17 protein-coding genes and 1 tRNA gene are annotated in these 15,382 nt (G+C 53.7%); 2 read left to right on the top strand and 16 right to left on the bottom strand.

Annotation, left to right across the window (positions count from 1 at the left end):
• Positions 1-73 precede the first annotated feature (73 nt).
• Entirely contained in the window at positions 74-1,201 is a 1,128-nt protein-coding gene (locus tag WC891_05405; protein MFA5867383.1) for a glycosyltransferase family 1 protein, read from the bottom strand.
• 129 nt (positions 1,202-1,330) lie between these two features.
• Between WC891_05405 and WC891_05400 the strand changes: the two genes are divergently transcribed.
• On the top strand, positions 1,331-2,119 hold the full coding sequence (locus WC891_05400; protein ID MFA5867382.1) for a hypothetical protein: 789 nt from the start codon (positions 1,331-1,333) through the stop codon (positions 2,117-2,119).
• An 8-nt stretch (positions 2,120-2,127) separates the two neighbouring features.
• Positions 2,128-2,892: a diguanylate cyclase gene (locus tag WC891_05395; GenBank protein MFA5867381.1), complete on the top strand. Its 765-nt coding sequence runs from the start codon at positions 2,128-2,130 to the stop codon at positions 2,890-2,892.
• 64 nt (positions 2,893-2,956) lie between these two features.
• On the opposite strand, the gene WC891_05390 is transcribed toward WC891_05395, so the two are convergent.
• From WC891_05390 to nifV, 15 genes are all read right to left on the bottom strand, one after another.
• Positions 2,957-3,313 (bottom strand): hypothetical protein, encoded by a 357-nt coding sequence (locus WC891_05390; protein MFA5867380.1) that lies wholly within the window; start codon positions 3,311-3,313, stop codon positions 2,957-2,959.
• Between the two features lie 56 nt (positions 3,314-3,369).
• A complete protein-coding gene (locus WC891_05385) occupies positions 3,370-3,564 on the bottom strand; it encodes a DUF5678 domain-containing protein (protein ID MFA5867379.1) in 195 nt (64 codons plus the stop codon).
• 126 nt (positions 3,565-3,690) lie between these two features.
• Positions 3,691-4,161 (bottom strand): hypothetical protein, encoded by a 471-nt coding sequence (locus WC891_05380; protein ID MFA5867378.1) that lies wholly within the window; start codon positions 4,159-4,161, stop codon positions 3,691-3,693.
• A 261-nt stretch (positions 4,162-4,422) separates the two neighbouring features.
• Positions 4,423-4,511: transfer RNA gene (locus WC891_05375), tRNA-Leu, on the bottom strand.
• Between the two features lie 42 nt (positions 4,512-4,553).
• The gene (gene secG / locus WC891_05370; GenBank protein ID MFA5867377.1) at positions 4,554-4,775 is read right to left on the bottom strand and encodes a preprotein translocase subunit SecG; all 222 of its coding nucleotides are present in this window, start codon (positions 4,773-4,775) and stop codon (positions 4,554-4,556) included.
• A 43-nt stretch (positions 4,776-4,818) separates the two neighbouring features.
• On the bottom strand, positions 4,819-6,423 hold the full coding sequence (gene gpmI, locus WC891_05365) for a 2,3-bisphosphoglycerate-independent phosphoglycerate mutase (protein ID MFA5867376.1): 1,605 nt from the start codon (positions 6,421-6,423) through the stop codon (positions 4,819-4,821).
• Positions 6,353-7,114, bottom strand: coding sequence for a triose-phosphate isomerase (gene tpiA / locus WC891_05360; protein MFA5867375.1), 762 nt, complete (start codon positions 7,112-7,114; stop codon positions 6,353-6,355). The genes gpmI and tpiA overlap by 71 nt, the downstream gene beginning before the upstream one ends.
• 77 nt (positions 7,115-7,191) lie before the next feature.
• Positions 7,192-8,376, bottom strand: coding sequence for a phosphoglycerate kinase (locus WC891_05355; protein MFA5867374.1), 1,185 nt, complete (start codon positions 8,374-8,376; stop codon positions 7,192-7,194).
• 96 nt (positions 8,377-8,472) lie between these two features.
• Positions 8,473-9,465: a type I glyceraldehyde-3-phosphate dehydrogenase gene (gene gap / locus WC891_05350; protein ID MFA5867373.1), complete on the bottom strand. Its 993-nt coding sequence runs from the start codon at positions 9,463-9,465 to the stop codon at positions 8,473-8,475.
• A gap of 83 nt (positions 9,466-9,548) precedes the next feature.
• Positions 9,549-10,475 carry a DNA-binding protein WhiA gene (gene whiA / locus WC891_05345; protein ID MFA5867372.1) on the bottom strand — a complete coding sequence of 309 codons (927 nt, stop codon included), beginning with the start codon at positions 10,473-10,475 and terminating at the stop codon, positions 9,549-9,551.
• 1 nt (position 10,476) lies between these two features.
• Complete coding sequence (locus WC891_05340; GenBank protein MFA5867371.1) at positions 10,477-11,280, bottom strand: radical SAM protein; 804 nt, start codon at positions 11,278-11,280, stop codon at positions 10,477-10,479.
• 52 nt (positions 11,281-11,332) lie between these two features.
• Positions 11,333-12,343: an isocitrate/isopropylmalate dehydrogenase family protein gene (locus WC891_05335; protein ID MFA5867370.1), complete on the bottom strand. Its 1,011-nt coding sequence runs from the start codon at positions 12,341-12,343 to the stop codon at positions 11,333-11,335.
• Positions 12,340-12,840 (bottom strand): 3-isopropylmalate dehydratase small subunit, encoded by a 501-nt coding sequence (locus WC891_05330; GenBank protein MFA5867369.1) that lies wholly within the window; start codon positions 12,838-12,840, stop codon positions 12,340-12,342. The genes WC891_05335 and WC891_05330 overlap by 4 nt, the downstream gene beginning before the upstream one ends.
• Positions 12,841-12,898: 58 nt before the next feature.
• Positions 12,899-14,155, bottom strand: coding sequence for a 3-isopropylmalate dehydratase large subunit (locus WC891_05325; GenBank protein ID MFA5867368.1), 1,257 nt, complete (start codon positions 14,153-14,155; stop codon positions 12,899-12,901).
• 1 nt (position 14,156) lies between these two features.
• The gene (nifV, locus tag WC891_05320; GenBank protein MFA5867367.1) at positions 14,157-15,305 is read right to left on the bottom strand and encodes a homocitrate synthase; all 1,149 of its coding nucleotides are present in this window, start codon (positions 15,303-15,305) and stop codon (positions 14,157-14,159) included.
• Between the last annotated feature and the right edge of the window lie 77 nt (positions 15,306-15,382).

Genomic DNA, 15,382 nt, shown 5'->3' with positions numbered 1-15,382 from the left:
CGGACCAGCCCGTCCAGCGTTGGCTGGAACTGAGCTATGGGCCCCTGAGTATCTATCAGTTTAGCAGACCTGGTCAGACATTCGCCAGTGAGTGATAGACCTCTAATGTTTGGGCTGCGTTGGCCGGCCAGGTAAAACGCTCGACTTGCTTCAGCCCCTTTGAAATCAATGTATCGCGGAGCGTTTTGTCCCCCATGATTTGCTCTATCGCCGCCGCAATCGCGCTCGGATCGAGAGGATCGACGAGTAAAGCCGCGTCGCCTGCGGCCTCCGGCATGGCGCTCAAGTTGGAGGTAATGACCGGTGTCCCGCAAGCCATGGCTTCCAGAATAGGTAGGCCGAATCCTTCGTAGAGCGACGGGAGAAGTAAAGCGGTCGCCTGATTATAAAGGATGCGCAAATCGTCGCCGGGCGCGTACTTGATCTCTATTACTTCGTCGCACAATAAGCGCTTGGCTAGTTCGGCCTTAAGATCGAATCCCCAAAATGACCTACCGATCAGGACTAGCTTTGGCCGAATTCCGGTCTTCTTTAACAGTGAGACAGCATCAAGCATGCCGGCAATGTTGCGGTTCTTGGTCATTCCGCCGACGTGTAACAAAAACGGTGGCTCCAGACTATGCGACAACATGACAGCTTTGCTTTTTTCAGCGTCTTCAGCCTGGTTCAAAATCCGGTAGAACGGGTTGGGGGCTGGGTAAATGACGGAAATTTTGTCCTCGTTGACGCCGTAGAATTTAATCAGGTCTTGCTTAGTAGTTTTAGAGATGGCGATGATGCGGTCGGCATTTCTCGCCGCGTATTTATACAACCGCCTCATCTTGAACCTGTCACCTGACGGCGCGAATTCAGGATGCGCTTCGAAGAATAGATCGCAGACCGTTACAGCTGTCGGGCAGGGGCGGACAAACGGGATGGTCGACGTCATTGAGTGGAACACGTCGATACGGTCGCGGCGAAGCGCCGCCGGGAGACGAATCTGCTTCCAGACTTGCCTGCTTCCAGGCAGAACCCTTGTATGAAATCCACCGCCCGTAACAAGGCCGGGATTTGACGGGCCGTCTCCTTCAAAAACATCCAGGTACTGAAAGAAATCGTCCCCGCTCTCGATTTCGGCTAGAGCGCGGCATAGAAACATTGTAAGCGTAGAGATTCCGCTTTCGCGTCGCAGTGCATCCCTGGCGTCCAGTCCGATTCTCATATCAACCCCTTGCTGTCACATAATATATTAGCCTACATAGGTCGTAACAACGAGAGTTGACAATTCTGGGTTGAAATGCCAGCATTTGTATGGAAGAAAAGGACCCTATAGCAGCGAGGAGTGGCCTCTATGGAGTATAAGGGATTTCAACGTACGATGGCGTTCTTCGGCATCCTACTTATCCTGATTAGCACGGCTTTAGTTGCGGTCAGTACACGCAACCTTCAGGAGATAGTCGGCCAGCTTCTGTTCTTCTTAATCTTGTTCGGAGCGCTATGGTATGGCAAACGCGGCGGAATCATAACCGCCATCCTGTCTACAGCCATCTATCTCTCGTTTCATTTCCCGATTTTTCTCTCCATGGGCTGGTCCAAAGGTCTTGAGGTTGTCGGCCCGCTAATCGTTGTCAGGGCAGCTATATATCTAGTGGCCGGAGCTTTGGGCGGCGAGATTTTCTTCCGCATAAAGCAGTTTATGATCGAAGCCGGCAGACAGGAATTCGTCGATCGCGAAACCAAGATTTTCAACAGCGTATACTTTGGAAACCTGGTTAACCTGGAGGCCAAGAAATTCGAGCGCTACAACACTATTTCATCCATTCTGGTCATCAAACTCGACCCCGACTCCATGATCGCTTATATGGAAGAGACGAAAACACCCGGCATGAAATATATCGCCGACGGGCTGGTCGGCAACGTCCGGCTGGTTGATGAGGTCGGCCGGATCGACAGGAACACCTTCGGCGTCATCTTGCCCTTTACGCCGCGACAGGGCGCGGAGGTCGTGGCCAAACGTCTGGCCTCCATTACCACCAGCCGCGTCGGCTACGATAACAGCGTAGACTTTGAGATTCTAAGTCTGCCCGCGGATAAAGACGGCTTTGACCAAATGGCGGCTAGACTAGCGACTGAGGCTTGAGCCCGGCCATGACGTACAGTTACTTCCGCAACCTGGCGCTGGTTTTCGGATTAGGGCTAACTTTAGGAACCACCCTTCTTATCTATCTTGGCTATGCCGATCCTGTCGAAGCCATGGGTCAAGCCCTTTTTGTTCTCGTTCTTGTTTTTGCCGTCCTTTACTTCCAAAAAGGCGGAGGTTGGGCGGCGCTGGCCGCGAGCATTATCTACCTCGGAGCGCTGCTGACTATCGGGCCAAAAACGGAGGCCGCCTATGTCTGGCCGGCAGCCATATTGCGGATAACGTTGTACGGGTTTACCGGATTGGCGGGCGGCGAGCTCTGCGCCCGCGTCAAAAAAACATTGGATGACATCTCCCATGCGGATCTTCTGGATCATGAGACCGGTCTCTTCACAAAGGAGTATTTCTTCAAACTGGTCGGCTCCAACATTGAGGTCTTTGAGCGGTACGATTCTCCCTTCAGCCTTCTGATTTTCAATTTCAGCCCTGCCGACCTGGCCAAGCTCTCTAAAACCGCCAGACAAGCCGCTTTAACGGCCATCGGCGATGAGCTGAAGGAGTCTATTCGTCCCAGCGACGAAGCCAGCCGGACGACGGAAGATTCCTTCGCGGTTCTGCTCGACCAGACGGCCGGCAAGAACGCCGATGCCGTTATTGCGCGCGTCAATAAAGTCCTGAAACGCGTTTTAGGAGACGACGCCATCATCAGCCACAAGCTCCTAACAACCCCGGACGACCTCGAAGAAATCCGCACCTACTCCGGAGCTAGGTAGCCTTAACCGGTCCACCTAGAAAAAGAAAGGGATAAGGAGAGTAATAAAACCCTGGAGGCCTGGCCTACTTTTTATTATGGGGCGAAATATCCATTTGGCGCTTTGGGTGATAGAATGTCACTTTGAAAAACTTAAAGAAGTCATCTCTCCCTAGAAGATTAAACTGCTTACCTTTACCTGCCGGCGTCCATATCGTTTTCAACTTCACTTTATGACCGCAAATATATGCTTCAACGGGATACTCAACGCCCTGTACAACACCACCCACACCTCCGCATTGTACTTTTGGCATTGGCGCAATTGAGACTCCTAAATCAAGAAGAATCTCTAGGTTAAAGAGTGATTTGTCAGCGCCTGAATCTACTAAAGCAACAGTCGGTGTTGGCGGATGAAACGGAATCCTCAACTCTACATCGACCAAAGGAAAGTATTTGGTTCCAGCGTAGGGATATGCAACTGGCTGATAGTCGACCAGCATTAGAAAAAGAACTGCGTAGCTTCTGAATCAGGGACTGCAAATATTCGCGGTTTCGCAACGTTCTTCTCTTTTGCTTTCTTCTTCACTTCTTGTATGCTATCGCCGCATGCTATTAGTTTATGATCGTCAAGGGCTACCCATTTTCCAGCACACTTGCCAAGTTCCGCGGCAAGCTTCTTCTCTTTATAAGTCATAATAGCCCTCCTTTCATATACATCGTCATCTACTAGTGTTTCATGAACACATGTTCTCTGTATTTGAATTCTAGCTCTCTCATCTTATAATTGCAAAGCTTGAGGGTCTCGCCTTTCCAAAAGAAATTACCAGTTTCCTATGGTTGTTATCGTCGAAGAGGGAATACAGCTAACTCCATAACTTTCGACTTTTCCTTTTGTTGACTTGTGAAAACCGCCTTCAATTTGTTTAAAGAAATCGTCATCATCCCTATTTACTTTAAAATTAATTATTCCTGCAACACAATCTGCAAGTTGGAGGCCCTCTAGCAAGTCAGCAAAAAGGAGGATATCGGGTTGAACCAAGAATTCCGTAACTTGCTCACGGAAGTTGCCGTGCTGACCGGCGGTCAACGTCGCTATTCTCGTACCGTCGACAAACACACCCTGAGCTGACCACTTAATTTCAAGGATTGGTGGCCCCGCTGCAAAAGCACTCTTAACCTTTCTGAAGTTTCTAAACACTTTAACAAGATCTAGCGCATCAACGCAGATACCGGCTGTGATACTATAACGACATCCTTTTGGGTCAGATGAATCAAGAAACAGCAATTTCATCTAAACAAACACCTCCAAAACACAAGTATGGGGCTAACCTACACCCAAGATGTCTTAGGCTCATTAAATGCGAGCATGCGAACATTCCGCGAATCGAGCGGAGAGCATACAGGAATGAGTCATCCTGGGGCGCCCCGCAAATCCGCCGCAGGAACTGACACGATGCTCACTTTACCGTCTAATTCTCGTGCATGGTGGATCAAGAACAAGGCCAGAGGCGAGGAAACGCTGGTGGGCCGCGAGCAGCATGCTCGTCTATATTGGTGTCGGCGGGGGGACTTGAACCCCCAAGCCCGTTGCCGGGCACTAGGCCCTCAACCTAGCGCGTCTGCCAATTCCGCCACGCCGACATTAGAAGGAGCCCAGAGCAAAGAGCTCAGAGCGTAGAGGCTTTATAGCCTGATAAGAAGAACAGTTGTGACCGCGAAGGTTAAGGCCAGCGCGATAGTGATTCTGTCCAGATTCTTCTGGATGATGCTGGTGCTGGAGAAGGTAGACGAGGCTCCTCCTCCGAACATATCAGACAGGCCTCCGCTTTTCCCGCTATGCAGCAGGATAAAGAAAATCAGGCCCAGGCTAACCGTAATATGGACGACCGTGACAGCGACTTTCACTAAAAACTCCTCCGGAAAACAAGCTGATTGAACAGGATTCAGTTTAGCATATGAGCGACTTCCCCGTCATCTCGGCCGGCGGCTTAAGACCGAGCAGATCGAGGATGGTCGGCGCGATGTCGGCCAGAACGCCACCATCTCGCAGCCGGTAGGACCGATCGGAGATCAGGATGAAAGGCACGGGGTTGTTGGTATGCGCGGTGACCGGCAAACCTGTGTCCGTCTCCGCGATTTTGTCAGCATTGCCGTGGTCGGCGGTTATTATTGTCACCCCGCCTTGCGCCTCGATTGCCGTCACCACCCGGCCCAAACATTTGTCAATAGTCTCAACAGCTTTGATGACAGCCTGCTTCACCGCCGTATGTCCGACCATGTCGGCATTGGCGTAATTCATTATGATTACGTCATATTCGTCCCTGTCAATCTCCTCAATCACCTTATCGGTAACTTCATAAGCGCTCATCTCGGGTTTTAGGTCATAGGTCGCGACTTTTGGCGACGGCACCAGTATCCGGTCCTCTCCGGACTCCGGCGCCTCCACCCCGCCATTAAAGAAGAATGTGACATGGGCGTATTTCTCTGTTTCCGCGATGTGAAGTTGTTTTAGACCCTGGGCGGACAGAATCTCCGCTATGGTGTTCTTTATCTCCGTCGTCGGGAACGCAATCGGGCCGGGGAACGTCGCGTCATACTCCGTCATGGTCGCGAAATACGTCGCCGGCGGTTTGGGTCCCCGGTCGAAACCGTCAAAGTCAGGCATCACAAAAGCCCTGGTGAGTTGCCTTCCCCTGTCCGGTCTGAAGTTGAAGAAAACGACCGCGTCGCCGTCGCGGACTATCGGCCGGCCTTCGTCGAAGAGATCGTCAACGACAACGGTAGGCTTGACGAACTCGTCGTAAACATCCGCGTCATAGCTGTTGCGGACCGCTTCTAACCCGGACGGCGCGGTTTCGCCAAGGCCTCTTACAATCGCGTCCCAAGCGAGCTTCGTTCGCTCCCAACGCTTATCGCGATCCATCGCATAGTAACGACCCGAGACGGTAGATACACGTCCAAGTCCTATTTCCTTAAGCTTCTTTTCCAGTTTTTCTACATATCCGAGACCGCTATCCGGCGGAACATCGCGTCCGTCCAGAAAGGCATGAATATAGACCTCGCTCAAGCCGGAACGTTTTGCCATTTCGACCAGTGCGTAGAGATGCTTCTCGTGGCTATGCACGCCGCCGTCGGACAACAACCCCATCAGGTGCAGCCGCCGCCCTGTCTTGGCCCCCTCCGCCATCGCTTGTTTAAGAACAGGATTATTGAAGAAGCTACCGTCCTCTATTGCCTTGGTAATCCTGGTCAGATCCTGGTAGACGACGCGGCCAGCGCCAATATTCAGATGCCCGACCTCGGAATTGCCCATCTGCCCCGCCGGTAAACCGACGTCGGTTCCGGAGGCTCCCAATTCGGTATGCGGGTAACGGTTAAGAAAAACGTCAAAGTTCGGGGTTTTTGCCAGTGAGATAGCGTTGCCGGGAGAAGCCGGGCCGTCCGCCCAGCCGTCCATGATGATTAAACAGAGAGGCTTTGGCCTAACCGTTGAATTTGACGATTCTGGCGAAGCTGGCCGGTTCGAGGCAAGCACCCCCCACGAGAGCGCCATCAATATCCGACATAGCCATCAGCGAGTCGATGTTGTCGGGTTTAACGCTACCGCCGTACAGGATGCGAACCTCCTCGGAAACCGTCTCGCCGGTCATATCCTTGATGACGCCGCGGACGAAAGCAACGGTTTCGTTGGCTTGCTCGGGCGTTGCCGTCTTGCCTGTTCCGATAGCCCAAATCGGCTCGTAGGCGACGATAAGGCCGGCGACCTCGCTGGCACTAAGATCCTGCAAACCGGCTCGAACCTGGCGCTCGATCACCGATTCCGTCCGTCCGCTCTCTCGTTCATCGAGCGTTTCCCCACAACACATAATGGGAATCAGATCGTGGGCCAGAGCCGATTTAACCTTACGGTTCACATTCTCATCCGTCTCACCGAACAATTGCCGGCGTTCGGAATGACCGATAATCACATACTTAACACCGACATCGAGCAGCATCAACGGTGAAATCTCTCCGGTATAGGCGCCCTCTTCTTCCCAGTGCATGTTTTGGGCGGCCAGATGGATGTTGGGTTTGTCTTGTTCTATCACAACTTCCAGGCTGCGGAGCGCGATAAACGGCGGCGCTACGACGATTTCGACGCCGACGGCGTCTTCGACCAGGTTTTCCAGCTCTTGCAGGATAAAAACGGCTTGGGCGGCGGTCTTATTCATTTTCCAGTTACCGGCGATAACAGGTTTACGCATATGATCTCCCGTTTAGTAGTTAGTTGTTGGTAATTAGTAGTTGGAAGAACTTGCTAACGACTAACCACCAACTTCTATCATTTATCCAGCAGGGTGTCGACAGCCGGCAGCGGCTTGCCTTCCAGAACTTTCATGCTGGCCCCTCCGCCTGTCGAAACATGATCGATTTTATCTTCCACGCCGAATTTCTTAAGCGCCGAATCGGAGTCTCCTCCGCCGACGATGGTCAGCGCCGACGATTCCGCTAAGGCTTCGGCGATGCCTTTTGTTCCGTCGGCGAAGGCCGGCCACTCGAACACGCCCATCGGTCCGTTCCAAAATATGGTCTTGGCTTCTTCCAAGACCTCTTTGTAGAGCTCTATCGTCCGCGGCCCGATATCCAGACCCATCCAACCGTCCGGTATTTCTTCAGCGGCGACAGTCTTGGTCGCCGCGTTCTCGGCAAACGAGTCGGCTATCACGAAGTCTTCCGGCAGGTAAAGCGGAATCCCTTCTTGTTCCGTCTGGGCCAAAATATTCTTAGCCGCGTCGAACTGTTCGCCGTCCAGGAGCGAATCGCCGATATTCAGTCCCTGCGCCTTAAGAAACGTAAAACACATACCCCCGCCGATCATCAGGCCGTCGCATAGTTCAAGGAAACTGTTAATAACGCCTAGTTTGTCTCCGATCTTGTTGCCGCCCAAAACCGCGATAAACGGTTTCGTAGGATTCTTGATCAGGCTGTTTAGGGCATCGACTTCCTTTTCCAACAGGAATCCGGCGACGGCCGGAAGATATTCGGTAACGCCCACGGTCGAAGCGTGAGCTCTGTGCGCAGTGCCAAAGGCGTCGTTTACGAAGAGGTCCGCGCAAGCCGCCAGCTTCTTGGAAAACTCGGGGTCGTCCTCCGTCTCTTCCGGGTAAAACCTGATGTTCTCCAACAGAATGAGCTCGTCATCGTTTAGTTTGGAGACGGCTTTGTCCACGTCCCCATTAATCGCTTCGTCAAGCTTGATGACTTTCTTGCCCAGAAGTCTGGCCAGCTCTTTGGCCACGGGGTCCATTCGCATTTCCGGGACAATCTTACCTTTAGGCCGCCCGAGATGAGAAACCAGGATTACCTTGGCCTTGTTTTCAAGGAGATAGTTGATGGTCGGCAGGGCAGCCTTGATGCGGCTATTGTCCTGAATCTCCTGCCGTTCGTTCAGTGGAACGTTGAAATCGACTCGGACGAGGACCTTCTTTCCGGCGACGTCGATGTCGCGAACCGTCTTCTTGTCCAAATCTACCTCCCAATCAGCTAAGAGCTTAGCGCCAAGAGCTCAGAGCAAGATCGCACATTGCCGCTGGGGCTCTCTGCTCTAAGCTCTCTGTATTTGCTACACAAATTTTATTAAGTCGACCAGGCGGTTGCTGTAGCCCCACTCGTTGTCGTACCAGGATAATACTTTAACGAGGTTGCCCATGGTCATTGTCGACAACGCGTCAAACACCGATGAATATGGGTCACGGACGACGTCGATGCTGACAATCGGGTCTTCGGTATATTTCAGGATGCCCTGCATACGATCGGTAGCCGCAGCCGCTTTCATGGCCGCGTTGACTTCTTCCTTAGTGACCTCTCTGTCCAGCTCGGCAACCAGGTCAACGACCGAGCCGTCGGGCGTCGGAACCCTGAGCGCGAAGCCATCCAGCTTGCCCTTAAGTGACGGGATGACCTCGCCGATGGCTTTGGCCGCGCCGGTGCTGGTCGGAATGATACTCATAGCCGCCGCGCGGGCCCGTCTCAAGTCTTTATGCGGAAAGTCGAGCACCTTCTGGTCGCCCGTATAGGCGTGGCACGTTGTCATGAAGCCCCTCCTCAAACCAAAGTTATCGACAAGGACCTTGGTCACGGGCGCCAAACAGTTAGTCGTGCAGGAGGCGTTACTGATGATGTTGTGCTTCGCTTTGTCGTAAACGTCCTCGTTTACACCCAAAACAAGCGTAACGTCCGGCTCTTTGCCGGGCGCCGAGATGATTACCTTTTTGGCTCCGGCGGAAAGGTGCTTGCCCGCGCCCTCACGGTCGCGGAACTTACCCGTCGACTCGATGACGACATTGACGCCCAGATCTCCCCAGGGCAGGTTGGCCGGATCCATTTCCTTGCTGGCTTTGATGGCCTTGCCGTTAACGATGATGCTATCGTCCGTGGACTTGATGTCATCCGGCAGAACGCCGTGGACGGAATCATACTTCAGAAGATGCGCCATTGTCTTGGCATCCGTCAGGTCGTTTACCGCGACGATCTCGACATTCGGATCGTTTATCACGGCTCGGGTTACTAGTCTGCCGATCCTGCCGAATCCGTTTATTCCGACTCTAATTGCCATCTGACTGCCTCCTCATTCGACGGAAATTTCCATAAAAGACAAGGTGAATTATACATTAAACGCCTCACGTCTAGCAATTACCGTTACATCCTGGCGGCGATCTCATGCAGACGGCGTAGGCGATGGTTGACGGCCGATTTACTCAAAGGCGGCTGGAACGTGTGACCAAGTTCGGCAATCGTCGCTGAAGGGTGCTTCAGCCGCGCCCGCGCGACGTCCCCGAGGGCGGCTGGCAGTTTGTCCAGGCCGATTCTTTTATCTATGGATTTAATATCGCTGATTTGTGATACGCCCGCGGTGACGGTTTTTTTCAAATTGGCGGCCTCGGCGTTCACGACCCTGTTTACCTCGCTCTTTAGCGCTCTTAATATGCGCAAGTTTTCCAGCTCCAGCACGCCCGCATGGGCGCCTATCAAGGCTAGAAAATCAACAACACTGCCGGCATCGGTAAGATAAACCGCGAAATCCTTCTTGCGCTCGTTCAGCCGCCCCGGAAACCCGAGTTCCTCGACTAAAGTCAGCAGGTCTTCCGCCATCGTCTCGTTAGCCGTGGCCATTTCCAAATGGTATCCGTGTTCGCTGGACGAAAGCGATCCGGCCGATAAAAATACACCCCTCATATAGGCCGCCTGACAGCACTTGTCCTTTAGAATCTGGAAAGGCACGCCGCGAAGCAAGCGCGAATCCTCGTCGAGTATCCGGGATTTTTTCAGGGTGTAGATAAGGCCCGCCTGCGCCGGCATGTTGATGACATAAACCGGTTTTGGCCGGCCGGCCGAAGGAGGTTCGGTCGCCAATCCGGTATCGATATCGAAAAGGCTTTTCAACAGCAGCAACGTTTTTCGGGCAACAGCCGGATTAGTCGACGACATAGTAAGGTCCAGCCCGTCGCGCTTCAGATGAATCGAACCCGTCATCCTTACCAAGGCCGACAGTTCAGCCAAACGGTCGCAGTTCTTCCTTGGTTTCAAGTGGGCGAGCTCGTCTTTTATAAAGTAAGTCTCACGCATCTCAATAGTCCTGAGTCCAACCGTTTACCAGGCCGTAGGTCTCCATGATTTCTTGCGCCGCGGCATACTCGACGGTCGTTACGCGCCGGTCCAGCAACAGGTTGCCGACCGCTTTATAGGCCGGAAAGTACTGGCTCATCAAGCTGATATAGGCATCGCGAGATATCTCCTCGGCAATGAATTCCATGGCCCTCTCGGTTCCCGCCAGATTACCGGGCAGAACAAGATGCCTGATTATCAAACCGCGCTTGGCTATTCCTTCGTCATCCAAAACAAGATTCCCGACCTGCCCGTGCATTTCTTTAAGAGCGTCCCGGTTAACCGGTGGATAGTCGGCGGCCGAGGAATACAGGCGGGCGGGCGCCGTATCCGCGTAACGAATATCCGACAGATAGATATCAACCACGCCTTCTAAGAGCTTCAACGTCTCTACGGTATCGTATCCCGAAGTGTTATAGACGAGAGGCAAATTCAATTCCTGCTCAACGGCTATCGTCAAAGCCTCAAGAATCTGGGGCACATAATGCGTCGGCGTCACCAGGTTTATGTTGTGACACCCCTTTTGTTCGAGTTTAAGCATCATGTCGGCCAGTTCCTCCGGGGAAACATCGTTGCCTTCGCCGAGCTGGCTAATGGGGTAATTCTGACAATAGACGCAATGCATGGTGCAATAGCTAAAGAAGATGGTGCCCGAACCCCGACTGCCGCTGATCGGCGGCTCCTCTCCGTGGTGGACGTTAAAACTGGCGACTTTGGCAGCCGCGCCGGCGTGACAGAATCCCTTGTCGCCGACCAGACGATTCACCCCGCACCGTCGCGGGCAGAGCGAGCACTGCAGTAGTCCGTCCCGGGACCGCCTAGCCCGTTCGCGTAATTCTTTCGATGATAGCATCGGCCATCTCTGAGGTACCGGCGGAGCCGCCCAGGTCATAGGTGACAGTTTGGCCGGCGGCGATGACCGCTGCCGTCGACTTAAGAACTTTGTCGGCGGCGGCCGGTTCGCCGATATGCCGCAACATCAGTTGGGCCGACAGAATCTGCGCGGTCGGATTGACCTTGTTTTGCCCCGCATATTTGGGAGCGCTGCCATGAACAGGTTCGAAAACCGCGACGCCGTCCCCGATGTTCGCGCCCGGCGCGATCCCCAACCCGCCGATCAGCCCGGCGCACAGGTCGGAAAGTATATCGCCGTATAAGTTCTCAGTAACAAGTACGTCGTAATCGTGCGGCTTCATGACGAGCTGCATGCACATATTGTCTATTAGGCGTTCGTCGAATTCTATGGACGGATAATTCAGGGCGGCCGCGCGGGCGATGTCCAGAAACAAACCATCCGTGAACTTCATGATATTTGCCTTGGTGACGACCGTGACTTTCTTCCGGCCCTCGCGGACCGCGTATTCGAAAGCATACCTAACGATCCGTTCAGAGGCGGCCCTGGTAATCAGCTTGATGCTTTCCGCCGTGTCGTTATCGACCATCCTCTCGATTCCGGCGTATAAATCCTCTGTATTCTCCCTGACGATGACCAGGTCGATATCGTCATACCTGGATTTGACGCCCTTGAGCGATATGGCCGGTCGAAGGCACGCGTAAAGGTTTAGTTCTTTGCGAAGGGCTACGTTGACGCTGCGGAACCCTGAACCGATCGGGGTTGTGATCGGTCCTTTGATGGCTACACCGTTCCTTCTGACCGATTCGAGCACCTGCTCGGGCAGCGGCGTGCCGTATTTCTCGATAACGTCCGAGCCGGCTTCGACAACTTCCCAATCGACTGCGATGCCGGTCGCTTCCACAACGCGGCGCATCGCCGTCGTAATCTCCGGTCCTATCCCATCGCCGGGAATTAATGTAATCTTATGCATCATGACAGGTTGAATCCTTTATTCTTTCGAAAATGCTCGACCAAGCCGCCGTCCTTTAAGATGTTGAGCATGGCCTTTGGCAACGGCGTCGTCGGAATAGTCTCACCTGTAGTCACGTTTCTGACTTCGCCTTTTTCTACATCGACCTCCAGTTCGTCTCCGGCGCTGATCCTATCTGTGTCGCAGATTATTGCCGGCACGCCCTGGTTGATCGAATTGCGGAAGAAGATGCGGGCAAAAGACTTGGCCAAAACCGCTCCCACGCCGCTAAGTTTGATAACGATGGCCGCGTGCTCACGGCTGGATCCCAAACCGAAGTTGTTGCCGGCCACCACGAAGTCGCCTGGGCGCATGTTTTTTACGAAATCGGGATTCGCGTCTTCCAGCGTATGTTTGGCCAGTTCCGGAAGGTTTGTCCTTAAGTGAAAATACCGCCCCGGAGTGATTAAATCCGTGCTGATGTCATCGCCAAACTTATGCGCTTTACCTTTGAGTATCATGTTTTTCCTTTTTCAACTCGCAACCCTTTGCTCTCCGCCCTACGCTCTTTGCTCTGAGCTAAATGGTTCTCGGGTCCGTAATATGGCCTGTCAGCGCGGAGGCCGCGACGGTCGCCGGGCTGGCCAGATAGATGAACGAGTCGGGATTTCCCAAACGTCCCTTGAAATTCCTGTTCTGCGAACTCAGGCAGACTTCTTTGTCGCCCAACACGCCTTCGTGAACTCCGACGCACGCGCCGCAGCCGGGATTCATTATCAACGCGCCCGCGGCCGCCAAAGTCTCGATGGTTCCGTCTTTAAGAGCCGCCAGGTAGACGTCCTTCGACGCCGGAGCGACCAGAAACCTGACACCGCTCGCGACCGTCTTGCCCTTCACTATAGCCGCGGCGATATGCAGGTCCTCCAAACGGCCGTTGGTGCAGGTTCCTATAAAAGCCTGGTTGATTATGGTGTTGGAGGTCTTCTCCACCGTCATGACGTTGTCCACGGTATGAGGCGCGGAAACTACCGGAACGAGCTTGGACGCGTCAATAGTTACAACCGCTTCATAATTGGCGTCATTATCGGGCTCCAGCTCTCTAAAACCGGCCGCCCGGCCTCTGCTCATCATAAACTTTTTAGTTTGCTCGTCGGCCGCGATCAAGCCGGCTTTGGCGCCCGCCTCGACGGCCAGACTGGATAGGGTCATCCGGTCTGTCATGGGCATTTTACGAATCGTTTCGCCGGTGAATTCCAGAGCTTTATAGGTGGCTCCGTCCGCGCCGATTGTCCCGATCACGGTGAGCATTAAGTCTTTGGCGTATACGCCTGCCGGCATATCCCCGTTGACCTCGATTTTAATTGTCTCCGGAACGCGCAGCCAGATCTTGCCGGCCGTTAGCGCGACAGCTATATCGGTCGAACCCATACCGGTCGCGAACGCGGCCAGGGCTCCCGAAGTGCAAGTGTGTGAATCCGCGCCGACTACGACAAAACCCGGTTCGGTATAATCCTCGGCCACTCGTTGATGGCTTATGCCGGAAGCGACGTCGCTCAAGCGGGCGCCGGTTTTGGCAGCAAATTCCCGGATAATCATGTGCGCGTTGGACAACTCGCGCCGGGGCGACGGGGCGGCGTGATCGATAAAGAATATCGTCCGTTCAGGATTGGCGACCTTGCCCACGCCCAATTTCTCCCACTGGGAAATAACCAGAGGACCGGTGCCGTCTTGCGCCAGGACAACGTCCACGTCGGCGATGATTATGTCGCCCGCGTATGCGTCGGTGCCGGAGGCCGAGCTTAGGATCTTCTCGGCCAGCGTCTTACCGCAGGCCAAACTACTTCAGCTCGCAGTAGTTTTTGTATAGCTGGACGAGCTCCTTGTCGAACAGCGCCCGCTTTACTTCGAGGGCTTTCTTGCGGACTTGTTCTAGAATACAGTCAGCATCCTGCTGAGAGATATCTATCCCATACTCATTGAACTTGGCGATAATGGCCCGAGAGCCGGAATGCTTGCCAATGACGATCTGGCGCTCCAGGCCGACTTCCTCCGGCGCATATGGCTCATAGTTGAGCGGGTTCTTGATAACGCCGTCGGCGTGGATGCCTGACTCGTGGGCGAAACAATTAGTCCCGACGATGGCCTTCCAGATCGGTACGGTTCGGCTTGAAGCCTCGGCGACGTATTCGGAGACTCGCCTGAACATCTGCGTCTTCATACCAAGGTCGATTTTCTCGATGACTTTCAGGGCCATGACCACCTCTTCCAGAGCGGCGTTGCCGGCGCGCTCGCCCAGGCCGTTCACAGTCGTATTGACGTAGGTCGCCCCGGCTCTTAAGCCAGCCAAAGCGTTGGCGGTTGCCATCCCGAAATCGTTGTGGGTGTGCATCTCTATCTCTATGCCGGCATTTTCATATAAATGCTTGATGACCTGGTATGTTTGAAAGGGGTCAAGAATGCCCAGCGTGTCGCAGAAGCGAACGCGGTCGGCGCCGGCATTCTTAGCCGTCTGACAGAATTCCAAAAGGTAGGCGACGTCGCTGCGACTGGCGTCTTCCATATTGACGGACACGTATAATTTATTTTTCTTGGCGAAATCAACGGATTCCTTGACGCTCTCCAGCACCCAATCCCGGCTTTTTTTTAGTTTGTGTTCGATGTGGATATCGGATGTCGGAACCGACACCGCGACAGCGTCTACGCCGCAGTCGATCGATTTCTGGATGTCGGCGATAACCGTCCGGTTCCAGGCCAGAACACTGCACGGCAACCCCATGCTCGCAATCTTCTTTATGGTCTCGGCTTCGTCGCCGCCCATCGCCGGGATGCCCGCCTCGATCTGGTGAACGCCAAGTTCGCCGAGCAGCCTGGCAATCTCAATCTTTTCCTTGTTAGAAAAGACGACTCCCGCGGTTTGTTCGCCGTCGCGAAGCGTCGTATCGTCAATCTTAATCTGACGGGCCGCGACCTTAGCGCCCAAGTCCATGCCGGTTAAAGTAATCTCGTTTTCGAAGTCAGTCAAATCAGGTCCCTCCTGGTTGAAGCGGGATTTTAAAGTGAGTT

It is taken from the genome of Actinomycetota bacterium (assembly GCA_041658625.1).
In the GTDB taxonomy this organism is placed as follows: Bacteria; Actinomycetota; JAHEXW01; order JAHEXW01; family JAHEXW01; genus JBAZZW01.
The sequence above is the reverse complement of the archived record's forward strand: the minus strand, read 5'-3'. Positions and strand labels throughout refer to the sequence as shown.